The following is a 15922-nucleotide window of genomic DNA, read 5'->3' on the forward strand; positions in this document are numbered from 1 at the left end:
AGTATGAGGATGATTGATAGTATTGCTTGACAAACCTCATACATTTGATATATTATGGTGTATGGCAAATTATTTCTAATCCATAATTAGCCCCGGAAACTAATTGTGTGAATATAGATGATAACTTAAGATTTGAAATTTTGGAGGGAAAGAAATGCGTACTACTTTCATGGCAAATGATAGTACTGTTGAGCGCAAATGGTATGTTGTTGACGCAGAAGGCCAAAGACTTGGACGTCTAGCTTCTGAAATTGCTACCATCCTTCGTGGAAAGCATAAACCAACATACACACCGCATGTAGATACAGGAGATCATGTGATTATTGTAAATGCAGAGAAAATTGAACTAACTGGAAACAAAATAAATGATAAAAAGTATTACCGTCACTCTGGTTATACCGGTGGAATTAAAGAGCGTAATGCATATGAAATGAAAACAAACCACCCAGAGCAAATGATTGAAATTGCAGTCAGAGGAATGCTTCCAAAAGGACCGCTTGGACGTAAAATGTTTAAGAAATTACATGTTTACCGTGGACCAGAGCATAAAAACCAAGCACAAAAACCAGAAGTCTACGAGCTTAAAGGATAAGAAAGGGAGGTTAATTAATTGGCACAAGTACAATATTATGGAACAGGTCGCCGTAAGGAATCAACTGCACGTGTACGTTTAGTACCGGGATCTGGCCGAGTTGTTATAAACAATCGTGATGCGGAAGAATATTTCCCATATGATACACAAAGACTCATTTTAAAACAACCATTAGTTGCAACGGAAACAGAAGGCACATATGATGTGTTAGTTAATGTTCACGGTGGAGGATTAACTGGCCAAGCTGGAGCAATCCGTCATGGTGTCGCTCGCGCACTACTTGAAGCAGACCCAGACTACCGCACAACATTAAAACGCGCAGGATTCTTAACACGTGACCCTAGAATGAAAGAACGTAAGAAATACGGTCTTAAAGGCGCGAGACGTGCGCCGCAGTTCTCTAAGCGATAATTTCGTTATTATATCAACGTTTACAGCCTCTTCCCGAGAGAAAAGGGAAGGGGTTTTTCATTTAAAAAATAGAACTGAATACCCCTTGAATACCCTTTGGTTAAAAATCGAGAACATCATTAATGGTATCTGCTGCACTTTCTTTCATAATATCCGAAACGTGCGTATAGATATTTATCGTGGTTTGTATATCTTTATGTCCTAATCGTGCCTGTGCAGATTTTATGGCGTGAACTGTGATCCTAGGCAGGTCAGAATGCCTTTTAATGAACTTGGCAAGTGAAAGGGCATTATTAACCTTTTAATTGAGAAAGCATCAATAAGGTATATTTTCAAATGTAAAATTGGATAGGGGCGACCTTCATTGTCTTTGTTGGATGGATTCGTAAACAATGGAAAAGCTGTTTCTTAAATAAAACGTACTTGTTAGCTTGTATCTTTATTTACATCAACAGTGCTAACATTATACTCATTAATTAAAGACTTCAAAATTAGCTTTCCATAACCTTTACCAATTTTATTTAGGTCTAAAAAAGCATTTATAGTTGTCTTTCGTTTAGAGCTGAATAATCTATTAAATCATCATTAACATACCATAATTTATCATTTAGTTGTCTCAAGTATGACGGAATCATTTTTTTATTTCAATTCTGTCTTTATATGAAAGAAAATCATGGGTAGTCAATACAGATTTCTCCCATGGGTTTTATAAAAACGTTTAAACATTTTAGTCCTATGATCTTCCGCAGCCGTGCACGATCGATAAATGATATTTTCGTTTAAATCGTACATTACAAATAGTCCTTAATACCATTTTGAAAGGCTTCTTGATCGTTATTATCAAGTCCAAATAGAGCTTCTTGTAGGGCGAATGTGCTTTTGTAAAATCTCATCCGTTCGATAACCCGTTCTATCCCGGGATAATAATTAAGTAATTTTTCTAAAAGACACTCTCCATAACCGGACAGGATTCCTGCAAAGTCAAAAGCCGGATCACCAAGACACGAACCTCCAAAATCAATGATACCAGTTACTTTGTTATCGGAAATACTGTACAAAATATTTGAGGGGCCAAAATCACCATGAATCAAACAGGGTTTAAATTCAAAATGTGTGGCATTTCCAAGATAGGATTCGAAACGCTTTGAAACATTATGCCGGGCACCTTGTCGCATGAAAGGAAATAATTTTTCCTTAAAATTAACATACAAGTTAGTAAATTCTTTATGGGGATCCTCATGCGTAAGATTCAAAGACACATTTTCGATAGGAATAGCATGCAGCTCCCTTAAAAAAGTTGCAAGTTGCTTAGCCAATATAGATGGTTGGTCATTATTGTTCAAAACCGACTTCCACAGTGGCTTTCCCTCAATCATCTTATACCCGATAAACGCTTTACCGATGGTTTTTGTTTGTAATTGTTGATAAATTGGTTTGGGTGTTGGTAAGGAAACATACTGGCCAACCATATTTAAAATTTTTGTCTCCTTTTCTAATCGCTCCACACCATCCTGATATTTTGCAAATCGAAAAACAATCTCATTATTAACAATTAACACATCATTGTTCTGTCCAATATGATTGAATTCGGCAGAATAAACCTCTAGTTCCGGATAAACTTCTCTTATCCGTTTGATATATGTATGCGCCTTTTCTTTTCTTTCCATGTAGCATCCCTACTTTTCCGTTAATTGGCTCGTTTAAAAATGGTTAAATGTTCTTCTACTGACACTACCTTTAATAGATTTGTTTAAAAATCACAAGTTAACTTTTCGCTTTACATATTTATTAAGAATTGATTTCAGTTTCTTTATTTTCGAATAAAAGAATAAGGTGAATCACGATAGATTAAGTTGCCCTCTTCCTCAAATCCATCGTGTTCTTCACCATCAAAACTATAAAGTTTTTTTAAAAGGTCCCACATTGTTTCCAACTCTTCAGCTAATAAATTTTTAAAAGTTTCTTCCAAAAGGTAGATCCCTTTTTTTGCAACAACAAGTAATTTTTTTTTTCCACTTTCAGTAATTTTTAAGTTAACCGCACGTTTATTTTTCTTACTAGGAATTACGTTAACATAGCCCTTATTTTCAACAATTGTAATTAACTGTTTTACGCTCTGCTTTGTGGTACCTAATTTTCTAGCAATATTATTCAAAGTCTTTTCATCTTCAGGTAAATGAGTAATTGCTACCATTGCCATATACTGTCTTGATGTTATAAGTTCAAGGAACTTGTCACCTTTTAACCTGGATTTTATTTGCGAGAGAAAATAAGGTAGCGTAAGTAAGTTTGCTGCATTAAAAATAGTTCTCTGTAAATATCCATATTCACCCTCCATTTTAGACATTATATTGTCTAAAATAAGCGTCATCATAGTACATCCGTTAGTTTAAGTGGGAAATTTTACAATTTATAATTTTCTATTTATTATTCAACAAAAGGCCTGATTGTTTAATACTGATTTTCTATATTACCATATTAACATCAATACCCTTTATTTGAATTGAAATTTTTTTAAAGGGAATTTTTTGATGGTACGTAACTGCTCTCCATTTTAGTGATGAAACAGTGAGGACTTCATCACTTTATATGTCGTTTATTTTCAATGTGTTTTCTGTTTTTCCATGGTAAGAATACCCTCATATTGGTACTAATTTAAAATGATATCCATTTTTGAAGGTAATGTAAATATGAACTAAAAAAGTAGGTGATTAATATGTGTGATCGCACTAAGAACTAGCGTTGCATTAATTAATACCAATGATTCAAAATACTAATAATGTTCAAAAATTTATTGTTTATTCAACAAAAAATCCTTTACAATGGATATACAGGTGATTTCCTGTCCAAATCCATTAGTAAAGGATAACGCATATGAACAAGAATACACTAAAATCATCATTTGGTAAATGGGTTGAACCCATAAATACAAAAAGACTTTTAAAATAAGTTGAAGAAAGTAAACAGGATTATTATACAAAAAAGTTCACAACTGAAGCCTTCATAAAGTTGATGTTGCTTGCCCAACTACAAGGATTCGAGAGTCTGGAGGACAGGAGCGATGCACTGATTGATGATGGATTTCAAGATGCCTAGGTTTTGAATCAATCAGTAAATCCCAGCTCTTAAGGAAAAACAATGATGTAAATCCAGCCATCCTTTCCCGTCTGTTATTGGAACTCGTACATCAAAAAAAAGGGATTCACTTTAAAAACGGGAAGTATATGCCACTCAAAATCATTGATTCCAGTACGCTCCCATTAAGCTTGACGAACCATAAGTGGTATAATTTCTCAAAACAAAGGCAGGCGTCAAGCTACATTTGTGACTTGTATTCATGATAAAGAGACTGTGTATCCAGAAAAAGCAGCGATTACAACGGCTAAAGAACATGATAGAAATCAACTGGAAGTACTTGTGGACGATAAGGATGCCATGTACGTGTTTGACCGTGGCTGTATTGACTACAAACGGTTTGATCGAATGACGGACGATGGTTATTTCTTTGTATCAAGATTGAAGAAAAACGCTGTCATTCGTGAAGTAGAAACCTTTACAGTTCCTGAAGATTCTCCGTTCTATCCGACAGGATGGTTTATATCGGTTCGACTCAAAATCGTATAGAGAATGTTTTTCGCCTACTTGAAGTAAAAGATACGAAAGGAAACATTTTGCGATTAATTACGAATCACTTCGATATGGGACCTGAAGAGATTAGTCAAATCTATCGTCAACGCTGAGCAATCGAACTGTTTTTTAAATGGCTCAAACAATATGTAAAGATCAAACATTTTTATGGCATGAGTGAAATGGCAATTCAAAACCAGATCTACCTTGCACTGATTACTTATTGTCTAAATGTTCTTATCTAACTGGAGATGAAAAGTAAGAAATCGCTACTTCGTATTAGCCGTTGGCTAAAAAGATTACTCTGGAAACCTGCATACATCTGGATTCGAAGATTTGATGAACGTGCTGATCCTTAAACATATATTGCAGCTGCCGCTAAAGTTGTAATTGTATATTTTTTCCAAATTGACAGATCACCTTTTATTAGGGATTTGATTTTTTGGCAAAATTAATAACGGGATATTTACTGAATATTAAAAATTGATTCATGCAACGCTAGTGCCAATATCCTATCAAAATATTTATTCCTTCATGGAGATTAACTTTTGTTTCTTTAAAACATCTAAAATTATCTATTTCAATTTTAGAAATAAACATTCTATTCTCCCTTCTATTTAAATTAATTTTAATGATCTATCAAATAACAAATAAAATGTTGAATTGTACTTATATGGATATTAAATCATTCAATTTTAATGCATAAACTAAAGTTAAAAGAGGAAATAAACTAAGTGAAACCATAACATGGAGGTGTGTAACTTTATGTTTAAAATGATCATCAAAAATTGGCTAAGAAATATAAATCGATTTATTCTTTTATTAATTGGAACAATCTTAATTAGTGGTGGATTAATTTCATTAATCGCTATATCGGAATCAAATAAAGGAACTATCATTAATTCTTTAGAGGAAAAATGGACTGCATCTTATGATATTATTGTTCGCCCTAAAGGAAATGAGAGTGCTACAGAAAAGGATAATTATATGGATCCAAATTATCTTAGTGGGCTTTCAGGTGGAATTTCCTTTAAAGAGTTGGATGTGATTAAAGATATTGACGGCGTTGACATTGCAGCTCCTATTAGCATTATAGGTTATACTACTGTCCATCCAATAATTGAAAACTTCCAACTTAAACAAGATGGAATATATCGTTTACAGCATAAATTTGTAGAAAATGATGGTATTCGAAATTACAAAATTGATATTAATACTTATCATGCTATTAATCTTGATACTGAGATTGATTCATTTGAGGCAGCAAATAAATATGATTTACTAATTGAAAATCAAGAAGTCATTCCATTACGAGGAGACTTCACAATTCTTTTAGCCGCAATAGATCCACAAGCAGAAGCACGGTTAGTAGGGTTGGATCAAGCGATTGTAAAAAATAACAATAGTAGATATTTTCAATCAAGCGACTCTTTTGATTCCTATATTCATGAAGGAATTGGTGCTGAGGTTACTAAGTTACCAATCTTATTAAGTATGACTCCCTCAGTTGATTATACATACACATTTAATATAGAGAAACTAAAGGTACCTATAGATTCCCCTAACAAAGTAAAAACGTTTTTAAAGGATATTGAATTAGAAGGTGGAAGAAATTATCTAGATAAATTATCCGCTAGTCCTGTAGATTCAATTACGTTTAGTGCGGAGGAAGCGCATAAAATATTAATTGATAGTTTTTTATCTGGAAGTTATTTTGACTATTTAATTTTAAAAGAGAAAGCTAGTCCTTTAAACTATGAAGTTGTTTTTAGTCCATTCCAGGATCAGTGGCCGATTGCGTATATGATAGATGCGCCAGATAATAAAACGTATAGAGAGGCAAAGGTTTATCATGAAGATATGTCAAAGTTGCCTAGAATTGAACCCCAATTTATTGGTATGTATGACCCAAAGAAATTGAATATTTCAATAGATCCTTTAACACAGGTACCCATGGAAACTTATCGTACAGCTACAGCAACATATGTGTTGAATAAAAATAGTAATCCAGTAAACCCTCCTAAAAAAGTAACCGCTTCTTCAGATCCTTATGGCTATATAATGCAATCACCAACAATGCTAACCACAATTAATGCCTCGAAAGAGTTTTTAGGAGAAAAGTCGATTTCCTCAATTAGAGTTAAAGTGGTGGGTGTCGAAGACTTAAATGAAAAAAGTCAGGAAAAACTGGAATCTATAGCAAAAGAAATAGAAAACAAGACAGGCTTAAAAGCAGATATTACTTTAGGTTCGTCGCCACAGCCCTTATTGATTAACATTCCGAAGATTGATGGTGTCGAAGAATTAGGCTGGATTGAACAGCCTTGGATTAAAAAAGGTGTATCCATAAATATTTTAACGGAAACAAAACTTGGTTATTCAGGCTTAATTATTTGTTTGATTTTAGTTTCCATTATTTATATCTTTGCCACAAGTTTTATCAATTATTTGTCACGTAAAAAAGAATTTGCTCTTCTGAAGGCTCTTGGATGGAAAGATGCAGAAATTATCCGCATGGTATTGACCGAATCAATACTTCTAAGTGGAATTGTTAATGTTATTTCTTTAATCGTATTATTCATTTTAAAATCGAAGAACACGGAAGTTATTACGTGGGGACATGTCTCATTCATTTTAATTTTGACTATATTTATTTATATTATTGGATCCTTGTGGCCAAGTTATTTAATTGCTAAAATCACTCCTTTACAAATATTAAAACAAGGAGAAATTAGTACTAAGTCATCACGTTTTGGAAGAACCAGAGGAATTTTTGGTATTGTTATGAACAATCTTTTTGGTTATTGGTTACGAAATATTGCTTCCGTATTAGCTATAAGTTTGCCAGGCAGTTTATTAATCTTATTTATGTTTATCTCACTTAGATTAAATGGTATTTTATATACAAGCTGGCTAGGGGAATATGTTTCCATGGAAATTGGTATTACCCATTACATAGCTGTTGGCTTATCATTTATGATTGCTATTTTAACAACTGGAGAAGTGATTTGGCAAAATTTACTGGAACGTGCGAATGAAATAGCTCTTTTTAAAGCTCTAGGCTGGAGAAATATATATATTCAAATGACAGTGTTAATAGAAGGAGCATTTTTGGGCTTATTATCCGGAATTGTAAGTCTGATATTAGGTGTGATAGTCGTGACCTTACTCTACGGTGTTTTGTCCTTTGAACAATATATCTTCTACAGTTCTATTCTGATTATAAATATATGCATAGGAGTACTTAGTGCGCTTCTTCCTTCACGTAGGGTATTGCGCATAGAACCTATTCAAGGTCTTAAAAACTAATTTTAGTTAGGTTATTAGCGAGTTTAAAAATATTCTCCAAACAATTATGTAAAGTATAATTTTGTTCAAATTATTAGGAGGGAATAAATCAATCATGGTTCAAAAAATAGTATGCCATAAAATTAATAAGTCTTATGAAGGTGATGGTATTACTACACATGCAATTCGAGATATAAATTTAACTTTTAATAAGGGTGAAGTTGTTGCAATTGTTGGACCGTCTGGTTCTGGTAAATCAACATTATTAAGTCTAATTGGATCACTCGATAAACCAACTAGCGGTGATATTTTATACGATGATAAGAAATTAGCTGATATGAAAAAAAATGAGCTTGCTGATTTTCGTTTTGAGCGTATCGGATTCGTATTTCAACAGTTTCATTTACTTCCAACTTTAACTGCTTTGGAGAATGTGATGACGCCCTTATTTAATAGAAAACTATCATATAATAAAAACGAGCGATCAAAAGAGATTTTAGCGAAAGTTGGATTGGCAGATAAACTAAATTTTTTTCCATCTCAGTTATCTGGTGGTCAACAGCAAAGAGTCGCTATTGCTCGGGCATTTGTACATGAACCTGATTGGTTACTTGCAGATGAACCTACAGGTAATTTAGATACCGAAACCGGTGACTCCATTTTTAAATTAATTTTTGACATGAACCAAGAAAAAGGTTGTGGCGTTATTTATGTTACACATGATTCAAAATTTGCCTCAAAAGCTAATAGAGTGATTTATATGCAAGATGGCTATTTAATAAATATCGATTAGTAATGCACTATCTATAATGTTTCTAGTGGAAGTATTTTCTCCACTTCTCTTCCACTAGCTATTTGTCTACAATATTTTATTTTTAAATTCTATGATAAGACCTCCTATTAAAATTAACTATCTATGTTATTAAAGATTCGATTTGTGAAGAAATATAAGGATACAATATGATGTTTTAGTAAATGTACATGGTGGTGGGTATACAGGTCAAGCTGGAGCAGTTCGTCATGGCGTTGCTCGCGCACTACTTGAAGCAGACCAGACTACCGCGCAACTTTAAAACGTGAAGGATATTTAACGCTGACTCTAGAATGAAAGAAATATGGACTTAAAGGTGCAAGACGTGCGCCACAGTCCTCAAAACGTATCTATTATTTAGCAAATTACAGCCCTTTCTCATATGAAGAGAGGGTTGTTTTTGATTTATGGAAAATCATGTTAATTGAACTGCTTCTCACTATAACTTCACCTGCTTCAACTACTAGAGTAGTAACATTGTTTCTTGGATAAATTTTACATTAATAAAATCGTTTGTCAATAGCAGTTAATTGTTTTTCCAGACAATTGTATAGGGTATGGTGTGCAAGTAACCAATTGATTGAAGGCTCAAGATTTTTCGGTGAAGTAATCTTGGTTGCAAACTACAAATAGATCGGGGACAACGGTCCGTTTTTCATCTTTACTTTCATTCTTAAAGACTATGTCAGTTGGTGTTGCAAAAACTTTACATTTACTCCCTTTCAACAAATTATATAACTCGCCATGCAAGTAAGATGATGTCTCTTGATGTTTGATACTAGGAGATGGATATATATATAACTCCATCAATAAACTCTAACCTTTTATCTGTTTTTTTCGTGCAGATTCAAATTCTTCATAGGTGCTATACCTTTCATTTAATAAACTCAAAGCAATCACCATCTTAAGCCAATTATACTCGAATTAATAACCAAAAGAAATAATCATACACGACATCCGCGTATATGATTAAGAGTGCAATTATTAAGGTACGGTCTAATTTCATCACATGACTATGCTTTTACATGCGTTGTTCCATTTTACTACCCCGTTACTATCCTTAAAGCGGTGAGAAGATCCTGTTCATACAAAGAAAAAAACCGATCATATGGAAACGTACGATTCCATATGATCGGTTTTTTTGGGGGTTATTTCCTTAAATCAATATAAATGAAATAAATAAAAATGATATAGACACTAAAAATTAATTATGCTAAATTATAGGAAAGTTAAAGGAATAATGCCTTAAATAAACTGTAAATAATTTTTGTGGGGGGTGAGGAAAGTGTTGAGTAGTATTGGTGTGGTAGGACCAGAAGAATCGGTGAATAAGATATTAAAGGTCGCAGAACAGTTTTCAAATACAAGATGCATTCCGTTTACGTATAAAAGTGTAGAGGAATTACCACGTTTAATAAGACAAGGGAGTCCGCTCGTAGATCAATGGCTATTTTCTGGTGTGATGAATTATTCGTATGCTTTACAGCACTGTTTGGTAGATGCTGAGCAAGCAGATTTCCCATTGCTACATGGATCTAGTTTCTTTGGAAAACTACTGGAGATTCAACAAAATGAACGGCGCTTGTTTACATCCTTTAGTATTGACACGATCACAGATAAAGAAATTAATAAAGTGTTATCTTTTTATGAATTAGATAGCTTAAAATTTCATTCCATTCCATTTTCTGAGTATGAAACAGCAGAAGAATTTGCAACATTCCATCAACGGTTATATGAACAGAAAGAAACAGAAGTCGTCATTACAGCAATTAGGGCAGTCTATGATTTATTAAAGGAGAGAAATATACCAGTATATCGGCTGACTCCTTCTTATTTATCAATTAAATTAACTATTGAACTACTTGAAAAGAAAGCACAGGTAAAACATTATGAAAACTTACGATTAGCTGTTATAGGTTGCAAAGTATTTCGTGTAGGTGAACATATTGATGATTCAATATTTGATTGGAAATATTATGAATTGAACCTAAAGAGAAGTCTGCTAGAGTTGGCTAAGAAATCCAGTGGTTCATTTGTTGATGTTGCAGACGGACTATATTATATTTTTACGACTAAAGGCGAGATTGATGAAGAAATGGAAGCAGCATTATTCAACTGTATTGAAATATACCGAGTCGATCATCATCTTGATATCGGTTTTGCAATCGGCTATGGTCAAACGGTTTATCATGCAGAACAAAATGTCCGTTATGGATTAAATCAACTAAGTTTAAATGGAAGTCCAACACTTCTAGTCGTAGAATCTAAAGAAAATGTATTACAGAAAACACAAAAGGACTCAGCAAATGCGTTAAATACCGAGGAACTTAGAAGAGTTTTAAGAAAGCGATTTCAAGATAGTGATGTTAATTTCCGTGATGTGTTGCGTATTGCTCTTTATGCGCATAAATATGACAAACAACAATTCATGGTGGATGATATTGCTCAATGGCTAGAAGGAACAAAACGTAATGCACGTCGTATTTTAGCAGAACTAGAGCATGCAAATGTCGTGGAAGTATGTGGCAAGGTACAAGCGTCAACAAGAGGTAGACCGAGTAATGTTTATCGCTTCGTTGATAAAGATTTATTTTACGGAACAGGAGGGGATTTTGATGGATAAACTCTCATCCTGGATGGAACGTGCATTGAAACAACTCAATTTAGTTTCAAATATGAATCAAAAAGAAGGCTTCTCTCGATTGGGTTATACGAAAGAAGAAAAGTTATCCCAACATCAGTTCCGTAAAATCGCTCAAAAACTTGGCTTAGAGACACATCAAGATTCTGCTGGTAACCAGTGGGCTATCTGGAAAGTAGATGAAAAGGTACCAACGATTGCGCTGGGCTCCCATTTAGATACCGTTTATAACGGTGGAGGATATGATGGAGTCTCAGGCGTCCTTACAGCACTTGCAACTGTGAAAGCGCTAAAAGATGAAAGTGTTCAACCGAATAGAAACATTGCTATTATTGCATTTGCTTGCGAAGAGTCTGCACGATTTGGAGTTTCAACGATTGGAAGTAAAGCAATTTGTGGCATTTTGAAAACTGAACGTATTGCCCATTTACAAGACTTAGATGGTACCACACTCGCAGAAGCGGTGGACAATTGTGGCTTGAATTGGAAAAAAATTAAACATGCAAAACTCTCCAGTGGGGACTTAGAACAATTTATTGAACTGCATATCGAACAAGGGAAACAATTGGAAAGTACGAATACGAAAATAGCTATCGTTTCTGTAATTGCACGTCCTACAAGGCTTAAGGTGACATGTCAAGGAATGACGAATCATACAGGTACTACACGGATGGGAGAACGCCGTGATGCACTTGTCGCAATCTCACCATTGATTAATTTTATTGAAACAAAAGCACTAGAGATGAACAAGCGACAGAAAGATTCACTTGTTGCTACCGTGAGTAAAATGCAATTGAGTCCAAATTCCATGAATATGATTCCTGGTGAAGTGACACTTGGTATCGATATCCGTAGTACAAGTGCAGCATTGAAAAAAGAAATGACTAGATCAATCGATGATTTCTTGGAAGAAATAAAAAGAACACGACCCGTTAATATCGAAATCGAAAAGCTCGTGGATGATGATCCAATTCAGTTAGATAAAGCCATCCAGGAAAGACTTCGTGATACATGTTCAAAATTAGGCATCTCCTCATTGACCCTTGATAGTGGTGCTGGGCACGATGTGATGAATATGGCACAAAAATGGGCAAGTGGACTAATTTTTATTCCATGTCGTGATGGGATTAGTCATCATCCAAAAGAACATGCAGAAATGAACGATCTTTTGACTGGTACAAAGGTTCTCATTGCTTACTTGAAAGAAATAGTAATAACAAAATAAAAATTGTATCTTACAGAATTAATGATTTTAGTTAAAGTTGCATTATACGATATAGGAGGATTCAATTTGAATACATTTATTAAAGAATATATGGATAAACATAAAGGTTATTTTCAAAGTGTTTCTGAATATATATTCAAACATCCAGAAACTCGTTTTGAGGAATATGAATCCGCCTCTTTTTTAGCGGAAGAATGTGAAAAGCAAGGATTTACAGTTGAACGTAATCTCGCTAATATCCCAACTGCGTTTAAAGCGACATTTGGTAAAGGTAAACCCGTCATCTCTTTTTTAGGAGAATTTGATGCACTACCAGGTTTGAGTCAAGTTCCAAACGAATCAACTTATCAACCGTTAGAAACACATATTGGACATGGATGTGGTCATAACCTACTTGGAACGGGGGCATTTGCAGCGGCTTGTGCTGTTAAAGCCTACCTTGAAAAAAGTGCTCTTCCCGGAACGGTTATCTTTCTAGGTTGTCCTGGTGAAGAGGGAGGATCAGGCAAAACGTTTATGGTACGTGAAGGAGTTTTTACTGATGTTGATGCTTCATTGACTTGGCACCCATCCCCGGGGAACTCGATTATTAGTTTATCGACATTGGCAAATTATCAAGTTGCATTTCATTTTAAAGGAGTAGCTGCTCATGCTGCTAACTCACCTCATCTGGGACGGAGTGGACTGGATGCAGTTGAACTAATGAATGTTGGAGTTAATTACTTACGAGAACATGTAGTCCAAGATGCAAGAATTCATTATGCAGTTACTGATACAGGAGGTTTTTCACCAAACGTTGTCCAGCCTAATGCAACGGTAATGTATTTGATACGGGCTCCGAAAATACATCAAGTTGAAAATATCTATCAACGCGTTTGCAAGATTGCCGAAGGGGCTGCGCTAATGACAGAGACAGAATTAACGATTGAATTTAATAAAGCTTGTTCCAATTATATTCCAAATCGAAAATTAGAAGAGATACTTTATAAGTACCAAAAAGAAGTTGGAGCAAGTACACCGACAGAAGAAGAAGAAGAGTATGCGAAGTCAATCTGGGAGACCTTAACAGAGGAAGAACAAGAATTTTATGTTGAATTAATGGAAGGGTTTGGTTACATCGGTGATGGAAGTGAATTTGCTGGAAAATATTTATCAGACGTGATTTCTGATTACAAAGTAATGGATAAATTATTTTACGGGTCAACGGATGTAGCTGATGTAAGTTGGGTGGTACCAACAGCACAATTATCAGCAGCAACCAGTGCGTTAGGAACTCCATTGCATACATGGCAAATGACAGCACAAGGAATATCTAGTTTTGCCCACAAAGGGATGTTGCGTGCAGCGACAGCGATGGCGTTAACAGGAGCGGATTTAATTTCGTCTAAAGAAAATTTGGCAAACGTTCAAAAAGAACATGAGCAATTTAAGGCGAAAAATCCTTATAAAAGTCCTATTCCTAAAGATGTGAAACCAACAACTTTGGGCGGAGAAAAAGTGTAATGTGATTGTCTGTTCAAGAATAATCTACACAGCTTGGCTTTTTTAAGCAAGTGGATAGCAGTTAGCCACAAGTTGTAAAAACGAGTGAACAAAGCTATGTAGTAGCGTGAAGAAATATAGCGACCCAAATGGAAAAAGTATTTATTTTAGTAACATCAATGAGTTTTAACTTGATAGATTCCATACCGACGAAGATTAGTTATGCACTAGAAAGTAATGTTCAGTAATCTATTTTCGGTGGGAAAGACGCCAAAACATAACTATACAAGGATGTGATTTTTATGAAAGAGAAAAAAGGGTTGTTTCAAAGGTTTTTAGACGTTGTAGAACGAGTTGGAAATAAGCTTCCCGACCCATTCATGTTGTTTGTCGGACTTGCAGTTTTCATGATAATTATTTCTTGGGTTTTCAGTTTATTTAATGCTTCGGTTGTTCATCCAGGTGATGGTGAAATACTGGAAATCAAGAGTTTAATCTCTGGTGAAGGTTTGCAATTTATTTTGACTTCTATGCTTGATAACTTTACTGGATTTGCACCACTCGGTTTAGTGTTAGTTATGATGCTTGGTATTGGTTTAGCCGAAAAAGTAGGTTTACTTGATTATACTGTCCGTAAAACAATTTTGAAATCACCTCCTGCATTACTTACTTATACGGTAGTATTTGTCGGTATTATGGGGAACTTGGCATCAGATGCTGCCATTGTATTGATTCCACCGCTAGCAGCGCTTGTCTTTTATAAAGTTGGGCGTCATCCACTTGCAGGTCTTACTGCAGGATTCGCTGGAGCGGGTGCAGGATTTACTGCAAATTTATTTATTGCTGGTACAGATGCATTACTTGCAGGTATTTCTACTGAAGCAGCACAATTTTTAGATGAATCATTTACGGTCACACCTGTTGATAACTGGTATTTCAACATTGTATCAGTATTTGTTCTAACGTTTGTTGGTGGTCTACTTACAACGAAATTCATCGAACCAAGATTGGGAAAATATGAAGGTGATGCATTAGAAGAAGAAGATGCGGAAGAATTACCAAATGCTAAAAAAGGTTTCATTTTTGCGGTAATCGCCGGATTAGTTTATATCGCTATTGTATTTGTTACAATTATAATTCCTAACAGTCCACTAGCAAATGAAGATGGTGGTATTATCCCATCGCCTTTCTTAGATGGAATTATTCCAATTATCCTATTTTTCTTCATCATTATCGGTGTAACATTTGGTATGACTGTAGGAAAAATTAAAACAAGTAAAGACATTGCTCAATATATGGCAGAATCTATTAAGGATATGTCTAGCTATATCGTACTTGTATTTGCAATCGCTCAATTTACAGCTTACTTCAATTGGTCAAACCTTGGAACTTGGGTAGCAGTAAATGGTGCTGAATTCTTAACAGATATTAACTTTACGGGTATGCCACTTATTATTGGATATATTATATTCACTGCTTTACTGAACTTTTTAATTACGTCCGGCTCTGCAAAGTGGGCAATTGAAGCACCGATTTTCATTCCGATGTTTATGCAATTAGGTTATCATCCAGCGTTTACGCAAGTTGCCTATCGCGTTGCCGACTCATCGACGAATATAATTACGCCGTTATTCCCTTATATGGTTATTATTTTAGCGTTTATGCAACGTTATGATAAAAAGGCAAGTATCGGAACTTATATTTCACTTATGTTGCCATACTCACTTGTTTTCTTATTAACTTGGATCATTATAATATTAATATTCTTTTATGCAGGTATTCCATACGGACCAGGAATTTATTCACATTTGTAAAAACAATATGAAATATGTGTCTACCTGTTTT

General features: G+C 34.7%; 11 protein-coding genes and 2 pseudogenes. 10 read left to right on the forward strand and 3 right to left on the reverse strand.

Annotated elements, in window-relative coordinates; all coding sequences use genetic code 11:
• Positions 1–154: 154 nt before the first annotated feature.
• Positions 155–592: a 50S ribosomal protein L13 gene (rplM, locus tag SPD89_RS12815; protein ID WP_336262345.1), complete on the forward strand. Its 438-nt coding sequence runs from the start codon at positions 155–157 to the stop codon at positions 590–592.
• A gap of 18 nt (positions 593–610) precedes the next feature.
• Positions 611–1003, forward strand: coding sequence for a 30S ribosomal protein S9 (gene rpsI / locus SPD89_RS12820; RefSeq protein ID WP_336262346.1), 393 nt, complete (start codon positions 611–613; stop codon positions 1001–1003).
• A 791-nt stretch (positions 1004–1794) separates the two neighbouring features.
• Here rpsI (SPD89_RS12820) and SPD89_RS12825 read toward each other — a convergent pair.
• A complete protein-coding gene (locus SPD89_RS12825; protein WP_336262347.1) occupies positions 1795–2670 on the reverse strand; it encodes a phosphotransferase family protein in 876 nt (291 codons plus the stop codon).
• Positions 2671–2813: 143 nt separating this feature from the next.
• On the reverse strand, positions 2814–3374 hold the full coding sequence (locus SPD89_RS12830) for a MarR family winged helix-turn-helix transcriptional regulator (protein ID WP_336262348.1): 561 nt from the start codon (positions 3372–3374) through the stop codon (positions 2814–2816).
• Between the two features lie 503 nt (positions 3375–3877).
• Here SPD89_RS12830 and SPD89_RS12835 point away from each other — a divergent pair.
• Positions 3878–4989: pseudogene (locus tag SPD89_RS12835) on the forward strand (IS4 family transposase).
• Between the two features lie 139 nt (positions 4990–5128).
• Here the strand turns inward: SPD89_RS12835 and SPD89_RS23085 are convergent.
• Positions 5129–5230 carry an AAA family ATPase gene (locus SPD89_RS23085; protein WP_442961147.1) on the reverse strand — a complete coding sequence of 34 codons (102 nt, stop codon included), beginning with the start codon at positions 5228–5230 and terminating at the stop codon, positions 5129–5131.
• Positions 5231–5395: 165 nt separating this feature from the next.
• Between SPD89_RS23085 and SPD89_RS12840 the strand changes: the two genes are divergently transcribed.
• The 7 genes and pseudogenes from SPD89_RS12840 to SPD89_RS12870 all read left to right on the forward strand — a co-directional run bounded on the left by SPD89_RS12840 (position 5396) and on the right by SPD89_RS12870 (position 15891).
• Positions 5396–7939, forward strand: coding sequence for an ABC transporter permease (locus SPD89_RS12840; protein WP_336262349.1), 2544 nt, complete (start codon positions 5396–5398; stop codon positions 7937–7939).
• Between the two features lie 94 nt (positions 7940–8033).
• Positions 8034–8711 (forward strand): ABC transporter ATP-binding protein, encoded by a 678-nt coding sequence (locus SPD89_RS12845; RefSeq protein ID WP_336262350.1) that lies wholly within the window; start codon positions 8034–8036, stop codon positions 8709–8711.
• Positions 8712–8877: 166 nt separating this feature from the next.
• Positions 8878–9026, forward strand: a pseudogene (gene rpsI / locus SPD89_RS12850) (30S ribosomal protein S9); the annotation flags it as partial.
• A gap of 988 nt (positions 9027–10014) precedes the next feature.
• Entirely contained in the window at positions 10015–11352 is a 1338-nt protein-coding gene (locus SPD89_RS12855) for a hypothetical protein (RefSeq protein ID WP_336262351.1), read from the forward strand.
• Positions 11345–12595 (forward strand): M20 family metallo-hydrolase, encoded by a 1251-nt coding sequence (locus tag SPD89_RS12860; protein ID WP_336262352.1) that lies wholly within the window; start codon positions 11345–11347, stop codon positions 12593–12595. Before SPD89_RS12855 ends, SPD89_RS12860 begins: the two co-directional genes overlap by 8 nt.
• Before the next feature lie 90 nt (positions 12596–12685).
• Positions 12686–14098 (forward strand): amidohydrolase, encoded by a 1413-nt coding sequence (locus SPD89_RS12865; RefSeq protein WP_442961152.1) that lies wholly within the window; start codon positions 12686–12688, stop codon positions 14096–14098.
• A gap of 281 nt (positions 14099–14379) precedes the next feature.
• Positions 14380–15891, forward strand: coding sequence for an AbgT family transporter (locus tag SPD89_RS12870; protein ID WP_336262354.1), 1512 nt, complete (start codon positions 14380–14382; stop codon positions 15889–15891).
• Positions 15892–15922 lie beyond the last annotated feature (31 nt).

The sequence above is a fragment of the Pseudogracilibacillus sp. SO30301A genome (assembly GCF_037072025.1).
GTDB lineage: Bacteria > Bacillota > Bacilli > Bacillales > Amphibacillaceae > Pseudogracilibacillus.

Excerpts from the sequence above, each read along its gene's own strand:
- rplM (WP_336262345.1), top strand. The coding sequence starts at position 155 with ATGCGTACTACTTTCATGGCAAATGATAGTACTGTTGAGCGCAAATGG.
- SPD89_RS12825 (WP_336262347.1), bottom strand. The coding sequence starts at position 2,670 with ATGGAAAGAAAAGAAAAGGCGCATACATATATCAAACGGATAAGAGAA.
- SPD89_RS12830 (WP_336262348.1), bottom strand. The coding sequence starts at position 3,374 with ATGACGCTTATTTTAGACAATATAATGTCTAAAATGGAGGGTGAATAT.
- SPD89_RS23085 (WP_442961147.1), bottom strand. The coding sequence starts at position 5,230 with ATGTTTATTTCTAAAATTGAAATAGATAATTTTAGATGTTTTAAAGAA.
- SPD89_RS12840 (WP_336262349.1), top strand. The coding sequence starts at position 5,396 with ATGTTTAAAATGATCATCAAAAATTGGCTAAGAAATATAAATCGATTT.
- SPD89_RS12845 (WP_336262350.1), top strand. The coding sequence starts at position 8,034 with ATGGTTCAAAAAATAGTATGCCATAAAATTAATAAGTCTTATGAAGGT.
- SPD89_RS12860 (WP_336262352.1), top strand. The coding sequence starts at position 11,345 with ATGGATAAACTCTCATCCTGGATGGAACGTGCATTGAAACAACTCAAT.
- SPD89_RS12865 (WP_442961152.1), top strand. The coding sequence starts at position 12,686 with ATGGATAAACATAAAGGTTATTTTCAAAGTGTTTCTGAATATATATTC.
- SPD89_RS12870 (WP_336262354.1), top strand. The coding sequence starts at position 14,380 with ATGAAAGAGAAAAAAGGGTTGTTTCAAAGGTTTTTAGACGTTGTAGAA.